Genomic DNA, 9,947 nt, shown 5'->3' on the forward strand with positions numbered 1-9,947 from the left:
GTAACGATTGGAGACCATGAGGCCAATAGACGGGGCTTTCGAGGCGAACGTAAACGGCAGCGCCACAAGAGCGGGAATTGCGGCGGATTCGCCGCCAGAAGATGGTCGGGACTTTGTTATCCAGTATCGGAACGTGCTCAAAGCCAAACCATTTTCGCGGCAGTATCGGGTCTTACCGAGGCCACTCTCCCGCCATTGCTGGACATGCGCCATCCAGCGAGCCGCGCGATTCTGTGCAAACTGAGTTTTCATGAAGACCTCCTTGAATTGGAGGCCCATTATCTCACATGAAAAATTTATGGATAGATGCGGACCTGTGAGCGCTTACGCAGATCATGGACAACTCATTAGCAAATGCGATGTTCACATCGCGAAAACTATTTTCTGTCAGCTTGGACATTTCCGCCGTACGGGCGTTGGTGGCAAGAAGATCACCTCGCACAAAAATCTTATACAATGCCGCAGCCATGAAGTTGGCAGCCCGGGTCATGCCTCCTATGATCCTGTCGTTTTCAACCAGTTCATGTACAACCCGGCCCGGCAGAACCCTCTCCGGACAATAGGCAATCTGGACATCTGCCGCCTCCCCGGCCTGCTGGGGAAAAGTCAAATCCGGGCGGGATTTAGCCAGCCACTCGGCCAATTTCTCCGTAGTCCCTACGGGCGATGTTGATTCCAGAATGACCAGATTGTCCTTTCTAAGGACCGGAGCAATGGCCTCGGCAGCGGCCTGGATATAGCTCAGGTCAGGCTTGTACCCATCCGTGAACGGGGTTGGTACAGCGATGAGAAAGGCGTCAGCCGGTTCAGGCATTGTGGTCGCCCGCAGATAGCCGGACGTCACGGCGGCCTGGACCAGCATGTCCAAATCCGGCTCCACGATGTGGATTTTACCCCGATTGATGGTATCCACAGCGTGTTGATTAATATCAACACCGATGACTTTCTTCTTGCGCGAGGCAAAAAGAGTCGCAGTGGGCAAACCAATATAGCCGAGCCCGATCATAGATATTGTATTGAACATGGTTATTTTCTTAGGTTAAAGATTAAAAAAGAGAGACCATTTGCCACGGAAAAAATCAAACATTGTGACAACATTTTTTGAACCAAAATTTCCGGAATCACTTAAAATTTTGAAGATCTACTAAGCGATACTCAAACGGGACTCGTTTAAGAGGTGCTCACAAATCTCCCTGCCGAATCGTGGAATTGCGAGAGGAGGGGCATTGTGGACCTCTGAAAATTATGATGAGCAACAGAACCTAAATCATTTAGTAGGCGCTCTCGAATGCGCCCCGCTGCCAAACCGTCCCCATAAGGGTTGTGGGCGCGGGACATGGTCTCGTAAGCAGCGGGATCGTCGAGCAGACGGTTAGCTTCATAAACGATCTTGTCCCGGTCGGTACCAACGAGTTTAACTGTACATGCGTCCACGGCTTCGGGACGTTCAGTTGTATCACGCATGACCAACACGGGTTTACCCAGGGATGGAGCCTCCTCCTGCACGCCACCGGAATCGGTGACAATAAGCGAACTACGATCCATCAGGTAAACGAATGGCAGATAGTCAAGTGGTTCAAGCAGGATGACATCCGGAACATCCACAAGGATGCGGCGTACAGGCTCCTGTACATTCGGGTTTAAATGCACTGGGTAGACCACCTGCACATCGCCGCGCGCGGCGATGTCGGCCAATGCATGACAAATGTTGTCAAACCCCAAGCCGAAATTCTCGCGACGGTGGCCAGTAACCAGGATAAGACGCTTGTCAGGATCAATAAAATCAAAACGTGCCTCCATTACACTGCGAAGACCTGCATCATCACGCAACTGACGCACCACTTCCAACAAGGCATCGATGACGGTGTTGCCAGTGACGTGGATGGCTGATTCAGGCACGTTTTCCTGCAATAAATTCAATCGGGCACTGGGCGTAGGGGCAAAATGGAGATCGCCAAGCGACCCAGTAATACGGCGATTCATCTCTTCCGGCCAGGGGGCATATTTATTGAACGTTCGCAAGCCTGCTTCGACATGCCCAACCCTCACCTTCGCGTAGTAAGCCGAGAGACTGGCGGCAAGAGTGGTCGTTGTGTCGCCATGAACCAGAATCATGTCCGGCCGCCACTCCTGATACACCTTACGCATGCCGGTCAAGACGTTGCATGTGATATCGGAAAGATCCTGGCCGGGTTTCATCAGATTGAGATCGAAATCCGGCTGAATGTTGAATAATTCCAAAACTTGGTCGAGCATCTGGCGGTGCTGGGCGGTGACACAGACCCTGGCATCGAAAGTCGGATCTTGCGCTAACGCTTTGACCACGGGGGCCATCTTGATGGCTTCGGGTCGGGTGCCGAATACAGTCAACACCTTGAGTACTGCTGTCTTTTCTATATCACTCATGATGCTTTCTCGTTGAACGATGAATTTGAAGAAAATTTGCCCACCGAGGACATTTCCAAATATTTAGAAAGCATTTCGACATGATGGAGATTCCTCCGAGTTAAGAATATGAAGGTTGGTGTGGCATTGGCTGAATCAATGACGAAATAACCAAAAGCCTTAAGGAGCGCATTGATCTCCTGAAACATGGATAGAGTGAAGCATTCAACGGCAATCACTGGCAAGCTTTTCGCTATAACTCTTCTTGCCCCACGCAACGCGTCGAGTTCCATCCCTTCCAAGTCCAGTTTGATGATTGAGATGGCTTCCTCGAAATCAGCTAGTTCGACATCAAGGGTCGAGACTTGGACGTCAAACGGAGTAACGAAATAATCATCCCCGTCCTTCTGTTTCACAAGCGCCATGTCAGCTGTAAACGACCCAAAGTTGCCAGGTAGCGCCTGGAACAAAGAAATGTGTCCTACATGATCACCGAGGGCGACCTTGCGGACGTCGACTTTTTCGTCCAGACAGTTCAAACATATGTTTGTGATCAGAAAACTATGATTGAATGGCTGGGGTTCAAATGCAATCACAGGAGCACCGATAACTCCTGCAAAAAAAATTGTGTGATTTCCAATATTCGCCCCTCCGTCAACGATCACCTTCCCAGGCTGATGCAACCTAGCGAGAAGGTTGAGAAAAAGCGATTCGTAGAACTGACTCTTCTCGGCCATCTTTGCTGGAATGTAGTCGCCCGAAAAGTGCGTGAAAAAGAATGTATTGCTTCTATGCTCGACGGAAACCCAAGTTAGTTCAGGGAACGTTTCTGTGTCGTTAATCTTATCTAACCTCTTTTTAACATTCTCCAGTGATCTAGCGCGATCACCTTCACGCTCGGAAAAAAACATATCTATGGAAATCGGGGGAGGGGAGTATAGTTGTCCGACACTAAATGGAATCCGCGAATTGCGTTTAAACTTAGTATCGAGCGATTCGTCGGAATTCTCTGGGAATTTTAATCCAAGCTTCGAAAATTGTTCACTAGCGCGAGCCCGCATCATTAGACGAGTGTCTGCGCTGGGTGTACCGACGACGAGGGCTTTTTCAAAATGCTGCAGGGCCCGTTGTGGCTGGTTGCCAACAGCGGCGGCGCAACCAAGGCTGTTGTGCACGCCAGATATGAGAATTCTACTGAGGAGTTTTCTACCCACGCCCCAGTCTTGTGCGAGGCGGATGTATTGTCTGGCTTCGGCGTCATAGCCGGTTTGCAGGCGGCTAGCGGCGGCCAGCAGAGCAAGCTTAGCGCGATCGGGATGATGCTGTATTGCTTCACGCGACAACTTGCACAGACTCTGCCAATCGCCGAACTGCCATTGAATGCGGACGCGTTCGAGAAGGTTTTCGTCATAAGGAACGACAGTTGTCTCCAGTGCGGCAACCTCGTCTCCTCTTGACTGCCGAACAAGGGCATCTTCTTGATCAGTCGAAGACTTCGCAGTCATAGGCCCTGCTCCCGCAAAAGAATCTCCTTCAACAAATCAAGCTGCGCCTCTGCCCGTGCCATCTCTTCGCGAATCATCTCCTGACGGGTCGCCAGTTCAGATTCCGCAGCCTCGCTTTCTTGAGCTTTGTGTTGCAACTCTTCTAACTGTCTGGCTCTGTCCTGTGCCAACTGCGACAGTTCGTCTCGCTGCCTTGTCAATTCTTCAATTGACTTTTTCAGGGCCAATCGATCTTTCTCAAATTTTCCCTCAGCCTGACGCAGAGCGTCGATCTCCGCCTGCCGCTGCGCAACTTCCTTGAACAATTGATCCTGCTGCCCGGTTAGCACCGCCCCATCCCGTTCACGTTGAGCCAAGGCCTGCTGCAGCGACTCAATCTCTGCCTGACGAGTAACGAGCAGATTAGCTGAGTCTTCCTGCCGGGAAGCCATCTCTTTCATGTCATGCTCAAGGTTGGCCAGAGTCTGACGCAGGGTCTCGATCTCAGCCTCCCGGTCGGCGGACAGCTTGGCGGATTCTTCCATCTTTGCGCTCAGTTCCGCCTTTTCCTGATGTACCCTGTCCAATTCCTGGCGCAGGGAGTCGATCTTTGCCTGCCGTTCAGCGGATAGCCTGCAAGATTCTTCCAGCTGCGTGGCCAACCCGACTTTCTCCTCCTCAAAACTTTCCAAGGTCTGACGCAGAGCTTCGATCTCCTCCTGCCTAACAGCGGCCAGATTGGTCGACTCTTCATTCTGCCCAACCAGGATCAATTTCTCCTGCTCAAGTTGAGTCCGAGTCTGATTCAAAATTTTGATCTCTGCCTGACGTTCTGAAAGCAACAGGGAAGATTCTATACGCTGCCGGGAAATAGCCAGCTTTTCCTGTTCAATCTTCGAACATGCCAGCTTGTGCGATTCGATCTCCGCGTTTCGCTCCGCAAGCAATCTGGCCGTGGTTTCCTGCTGCACAGACAACTCCGACTTTTCCTGCTCCAAACACGCATGGGCCTTTTCAAGTTCCTGGACTTTCAAAAAATGGCATTCCAACTCTTCCTGTACCTGATGCAACTGCATCAGAAGCAACTCGTTCTCTCCTTCTCGTTCTGCCGCCAGTTTCGAGCTGTCTTCCCTGGCTTGGCCGAGTTCCTGAACCCGACGCTCCGTCTCCTCCAGGCGCCCTGCCACCAAAGACTTTTCCTGCTCAAGCTGCGCCTGCGCCTGCTGCAACGACGTTATCTCCGCCTCTCGCTCCGCCACCAGCCGGGCGTGCTGATCGCAGTCGCGGCGCAGCGTCTGCATCTGACTTTCCATTGCCTGGCGTCGCGACTCGAAGCCGGTCTTTTGCTTGGCTTCACGCAGGCGCGCGCTTTTGGCTTCGTAGCGCACCTGATCGCGCTGACGTGCTTCGGAATCGCTGAAAGGCGTGTCCTGGGGAAGGAGGGAAAGGCACGCGTCGGCCTCGGCCATCTCCCCCGCGTCATGCAAGCGAAAAGCCAGCCACTTCAGGCGGAAAGACTTCGGCTCCTCTTCATAGGCACTACGCGCGGAGAGGGCCGCATCCGTGAAAAGGCCGTTTTTCATCTGCTGGCGTGCCAGCGCCGTATACGCCTTGGCCCGCATCTCCGGCGCAGGCTCCGCTGCAAGCAATTGCTTCACGGACTCCAAGCCGCCCTTCTGAAATACCTCAATGACCTTGTCGAAATTTTTGCCGCCCAACGCAGCCGGGGGCTGCTGCGCCTTGGACGCCCTCCAGATCCCCATCAGCTTGCCCGGCAAGCCCACCAAACTCCCGGAAGGCGAGACGCTCTGAATAAGGATATCCCCGAGACGGGCATTGAGGGCATTTTTCGCTTCGATCTCGCGCAGCCGCGTCTGGGTCTCGACCAGGGCGGTCAGCCGGGAAACCTCGGCCTGCACGGCTGGCAAATCATCATCCACCCAGCCGCCAGCCGATGACACCCCGGACCAAGAGCTTCCTCCTCCCCTCTCAAGATCCTGGCATTTCAAAAAATATCTCTCAAGCTCCTCCTGTACTTGATGGAGCTGCAGGAACAACAGCTCGTTTTCCTCTTCCATAACTCTCAGGCGCGCTTGGGCTTCAGTCTCTGCCGGTTGAGACGTTATAATCTGATTGTCGGTCATACTTCGTTGTTCCTTATTTCGAACATCAAATTCAAGCTTCGTGATATGGTTGATATCAAATCAACAAAAAAAGCCTTGACGACAAAAAACATCTTGATGGCCTCAGAAGGGGGGCCTAATATGGCAAAAATTTCCATCATTTTCCTTAATCCACGTGGTCGAGTACAATACTCTCCAGCAGCTTCAGGATACCTGACAGCAACAAGGCAAAGAGCAGGGTAACAACAGTATTGTACACTCGCTCCGGCTCCATGGGATACTCGGGCATGGTTGGAGCCTGCAGAACCGAAACTTTTTCAAGCATCCTCGTTGCATCCATGTGTCCTTTTTCAAGACCGACCAAGGCAGTCTTGTAGATATCCCCCGTGAAGGTCACCTCCATTTCCAAACGCTGAAACTCCTCCACGGTGAAGTTCAGCGTCTTTCCGGACGGCGCGGCCAGTTTGGCTTTTTCCTGGTCGATCTGGCTGTTTACAGCTGCGAGTGACTGCTTGAGCATCTTGATGTTGGGATGATCACGGTCCAAAGTAGTGGGCAGAGAGGCCAATTGCGTTTGAAGCTGCGTCCGCTTTCCTTCGAGTTGGGCAACGATCTCATTTATGCTTTCCGCAGTCGTCTGAGGAGAAGCCAATCCCTTTTTATTCTGAAACGCGAGCAGATGCTGGCTTGCCTGCTGAAAACGCTGCTGCGCCAAGTGCACCTGCTTGGTCAAAAAAGCCACTTGTACTTCGGCCAGTTCGTGCCCGAGCTGGTTCATGTAGCGCTCCCCTTCCTGCACAAGCGAACCGCTTATGCTCTGGGCCGTCTTGGGATCGTAGGCCTGCACCCGAATTCGCAGGACCCCTGAAAAGTCGTCATACTCAACGCTTACCCGCGACAGGTAATGACGGTGGAACCATTCCATGGAGGCATCTTGGAACCACATCCGTGAAACAAGGTCTTGTCGCTTGTCGCTGTAGTGCGAGCGCAAATCCAATTCGGCATCGAGCTTCTTGAGCATATCGACCGAGAGCAGGTATTCCCGAAGCAAAAGCTGGTCGGAGCGATTGACGCCGGCGATGCCGGTGATAAGCGAAGATATATCGAATGATGAAGCGCTCACTGAGTCTGTTTTGCGAATAATGACATTTGCTTCCGAAACATATCTGTCTGAAGCTACAAAGATCCAATACGCAGTAGCCAAAACAGACATGATAAAAACAAATATAATCGCATACCGAAAAAATTTCATATTAAAAAGCACCCACTTTTATTACGCATTTTACATGGCATAATCAAAATTATTAAAATCATATATAATTCACTTTTCAGTACTTTCCCTGTAAGCATTCAAAGCATCATCAATTTGATCGAACCAATAAGCTTTCCCGTCAGTAATCCAAATTCCTGCCTGACAAAACTGCTTCAGTGTGGATTCATTGTGCGCAACCATTATCAAGCCAGCTCGACCAGCCATATCCTTGAACGCAGCGGCCGCTTTTTTGCGAAATGCGGCATCCCCGGCGGCCGTGACCTCGTCCGAGATGTACACATCGAAATCGAAAGCCAGGGACAAGGCAAACTGAAGCCGGGATTTCATGCCTGAGGAATAGGTTTTGATAGGTTCGTCAAAGGCGCTGCCCAGTTCGGAAAACTCCTGAACAAAAGCGATCCGGTCCGACAGGTCTTCCTGGTGGCCATGAACCCGGCAGACGAACTTGGCGTTCTGTCGACCGGAAAGGGTAGCCTCCAACCCGCCCTGCCCCATGGGCCAGGAAACCCGGCAATGTCGCAGGACTTTCCCTTTGCTTGGATGATCGACCCCGCCAATAAGACGCAGCAGCGTGGACTTACCCGCGCCGTTCACTCCGATAAGCCCGACGTTGGTCTTGGCCGGAATCGTTAAGGTAATACCCGTTAAAACCCATTTGCCCATCCCATGATCGGTTTTATAGCGTTTGTGCACATCTTCAATAACGATCATCGCATCACCAATCGCAGCGCGTATCGTCGATACATCAACAATCCCAAGAAAATACTCACAACAGAAAATGCATAAAGATAGCTTAGGCTAACTCCAGGCACGACATGGTAAAGCGGCATGAAGCCCAATCGCACCGCTTCAATTCCATGCGCTATGGGATTGAGCATCAGATAATCGCGGTAGGGTAAGGGCACTGAAGAGATGGGCACGATGACACCCGAAATCAAATACAGAGGAAACATCAGGATCTTGAATATATGCTCCAGTTCCGGGATCAACTCTATGAGCACCGAAGTCACAAGGCCGTACCCCATTCCGATCAGCCACAAACCAGCAACCGCAGACATGGCCAAAAGAGGATCGCCCGGGATCACATCGTGACCCAAAAAATACGCGATGACCAAAATTATTGCCGATATCAGGGCTATGACAAAAGCTTCAAGCCCGCCCCGAACAATGGCCGCATCGAAAGGTTTGACCTGCCGGTAGACGAAAAGCGGTTTATTGCAATCAGCGGAAAACATGACCTGAATGGCGGTGCGCCGGAACAGGAAGAACGCCAGCATGCCGACCATAGTCCACACGGCAATATCGACCCCGCCAATAGATCTTGCACGAAGTGCTCTCCACACCAGCGCGATGAACCCAATGTGCGTCACAGGCTCGATCAGCAGCCAGAACCAGGCGCCACGTTCCCTGAAAAGACGATCCAGCGCCTCGCGCAGAAAAATCGCGCGCCAGACGGAGATGGTTATGGACAATGAACTGCGCATTGCTCGTATCCGCTATTGCAACATTCTGTTGACGTTCAGACTCGGCACGGCCACTGACACAACAAGCCGCAGGAACTTCTCGAACTCGGCTGCCGGAGAGTTGGCTACGTAGATCACGTCACGGTTCTGGACCGGAAAATTCTGGGTCACGAAAAAAGACGCCGGATCGCGCAGGTCGATCTGGTAGACCACCGGGACAGTGCCGTCCGTGGAGTTTGCCGCGGGTTCGTTCAGATCAAGCAGCTTCTGGTCCTCGAAACGAAAAATGAAGACACCGCGTGCGTCCGCACGGTTGTCGTTCAGGCCGCCCGAACGGGCCAGGGCCTGCGCCAGTGAAATGCCCTGGGCCTCGAAGGGGATCTCCTCGTTCTTGCCGGTCGCGCCCAGAACCGAGAAACTCTGCGGCTGAAACAGGGCCGTGACGACATCGCCGGGCTTGAGCGCGATGTTCTGTCTGGGGTCGCGAATGACCGCATCAAGCGGCATGGTCGCCGTCACATTTTCCCTGGAAAGCTGAACAGCCATGCGGTTGACCGGCTGCGTGACGCCGCCCACTCCGGCCAGAGCATCGAGCAGACGCTCTCCTTTGGGTGTCAGGGGGATGAGCGCGCTCCGACTCACTTCGCCCACGACCGTCACGTTCGACGTATTGTTCTTGAGAACACGCACCAGCACCTGCGCCGCATTGGCCTTGCCCCGCAACCGTTTGACGATGTCCTCCTCAATCTCCTGGGTCGTGCGCCCCTTGACGGCAATCCGTCCGGCAAAAGGCATGGTGATCATTCCATCGTAATTGACCATCTGACCGGGAAGCGAAACGGCATGCGAGGTCATGGTCCCGGCCCCCGGATCGAAAATTCCGGCGCCGAAAAGCATTGCCGGAGGAGTCTCCCAGACCGAGACTTCAATAATGTCGCCTGGGCCTACGAGATAGTTGTTGGCTTCCGATGCGGGAAAGATCATGTCAAACCGGCCGAGCTTCTTGCCTTCGCCCAGCCTTCTCGCCAGGGCATCGGTGACATCCACAAGCTGGATGCCTTGGATGCGCGCGTTATCAGGACTGTTCTGCACCTGCTGCCGACTGGCGCCCGACGATGAAATCCAGCCGGGCATGGTCGCGCAACCAGTCATCATGAGCAGCACCATGCAGCACAACATGGTGCAGCCGCTGGAGTATTTTTTCGTTATCTTCATGTGC

At 52.8% G+C, this 9,947-nt stretch carries 9 protein-coding genes; all 9 read right to left on the minus strand.

The window, feature by feature from the left end; all coding sequences use genetic code 11:
- Positions 1 to 252 (minus strand): IS66 family insertion sequence element accessory protein TnpA (tnpA, locus tag BMZ40_RS19790; RefSeq protein ID WP_425429354.1); only part of this gene is annotated, 252 nt, incomplete at its 3' end.
- 31 nt (positions 253 to 283) lie between these two features.
- On the minus strand, positions 284 to 1,024 hold the full coding sequence (locus tag BMZ40_RS06735) for a nucleotide sugar dehydrogenase (RefSeq protein ID WP_218143743.1): 741 nt from the start codon (positions 1,022 to 1,024) through the stop codon (positions 284 to 286).
- 146 nt (positions 1,025 to 1,170) lie between these two features.
- Complete coding sequence (wecB, locus tag BMZ40_RS06740) at positions 1,171 to 2,406, minus strand: non-hydrolyzing UDP-N-acetylglucosamine 2-epimerase (RefSeq protein WP_092373394.1); 1,236 nt, start codon at positions 2,404 to 2,406, stop codon at positions 1,171 to 1,173.
- Positions 2,403 to 3,890, minus strand: a complete 1,488-nt coding sequence (locus BMZ40_RS06745; RefSeq protein WP_092373396.1) for an FkbM family methyltransferase — start codon at positions 3,888 to 3,890, stop codon at positions 2,403 to 2,405. Before BMZ40_RS06745 ends, wecB begins: the two co-directional genes overlap by 4 nt.
- The gene (locus tag BMZ40_RS06750) at positions 3,887 to 6,013 is read right to left on the minus strand and encodes a hypothetical protein (RefSeq protein ID WP_092373398.1); all 2,127 of its coding nucleotides are present in this window, start codon (positions 6,011 to 6,013) and stop codon (positions 3,887 to 3,889) included. Before BMZ40_RS06750 ends, BMZ40_RS06745 begins: the two co-directional genes overlap by 4 nt.
- Before the next feature lie 145 nt (positions 6,014 to 6,158).
- Positions 6,159 to 7,244 (minus strand): KpsE/RkpR family capsule polysaccharide export protein, encoded by a 1,086-nt coding sequence (locus BMZ40_RS06755; protein ID WP_092373400.1) that lies wholly within the window; start codon positions 7,242 to 7,244, stop codon positions 6,159 to 6,161.
- A gap of 69 nt (positions 7,245 to 7,313) precedes the next feature.
- Positions 7,314 to 7,976, minus strand: coding sequence for an ABC transporter ATP-binding protein (locus BMZ40_RS06760; protein ID WP_092373402.1), 663 nt, complete (start codon positions 7,974 to 7,976; stop codon positions 7,314 to 7,316).
- Entirely contained in the window at positions 7,973 to 8,749 is a 777-nt protein-coding gene (locus tag BMZ40_RS06765) for an ABC transporter permease (protein WP_092373404.1), read from the minus strand. Before BMZ40_RS06765 ends, BMZ40_RS06760 begins: the two co-directional genes overlap by 4 nt.
- 12 nt (positions 8,750 to 8,761) lie before the next feature.
- Positions 8,762 to 9,943 (minus strand): polysaccharide biosynthesis/export family protein, encoded by a 1,182-nt coding sequence (locus BMZ40_RS06770; RefSeq protein WP_218143744.1) that lies wholly within the window; start codon positions 9,941 to 9,943, stop codon positions 8,762 to 8,764.
- Positions 9,944 to 9,947: the final 4 nt, after the last annotated feature.

The organism is Desulfomicrobium apsheronum (assembly GCF_900114115.1).
GTDB lineage: Bacteria > Desulfobacterota > Desulfovibrionia > Desulfovibrionales > Desulfomicrobiaceae > Desulfomicrobium > Desulfomicrobium apsheronum.

Bases quoted from the DNA above. Each gene is read 5' to 3' on its own strand.
- BMZ40_RS06735 (WP_218143743.1), bottom strand. From the start codon at position 1,024: ATGTTCAATACAATATCTATGATCGGGCTCGGCTATATTGGTTTGCCC.
- wecB (WP_092373394.1), bottom strand. From the start codon at position 2,406: ATGAGTGATATAGAAAAGACAGCAGTACTCAAGGTGTTGACTGTATTC.
- BMZ40_RS06745 (WP_092373396.1), bottom strand. From the start codon at position 3,890: ATGACTGCGAAGTCTTCGACTGATCAAGAAGATGCCCTTGTTCGGCAG.
- BMZ40_RS06750 (WP_092373398.1), bottom strand. From the start codon at position 6,013: ATGACCGACAATCAGATTATAACGTCTCAACCGGCAGAGACTGAAGCC.
- BMZ40_RS06755 (WP_092373400.1), bottom strand. From the start codon at position 7,244: ATGAAATTTTTTCGGTATGCGATTATATTTGTTTTTATCATGTCTGTT.
- BMZ40_RS06760 (WP_092373402.1), bottom strand. From the start codon at position 7,976: ATGATCGTTATTGAAGATGTGCACAAACGCTATAAAACCGATCATGGG.
- BMZ40_RS06765 (WP_092373404.1), bottom strand. From the start codon at position 8,749: ATGCGCAGTTCATTGTCCATAACCATCTCCGTCTGGCGCGCGATTTTT.
- BMZ40_RS06770 (WP_218143744.1), bottom strand. From the start codon at position 9,943: ATGAAGATAACGAAAAAATACTCCAGCGGCTGCACCATGTTGTGCTGC.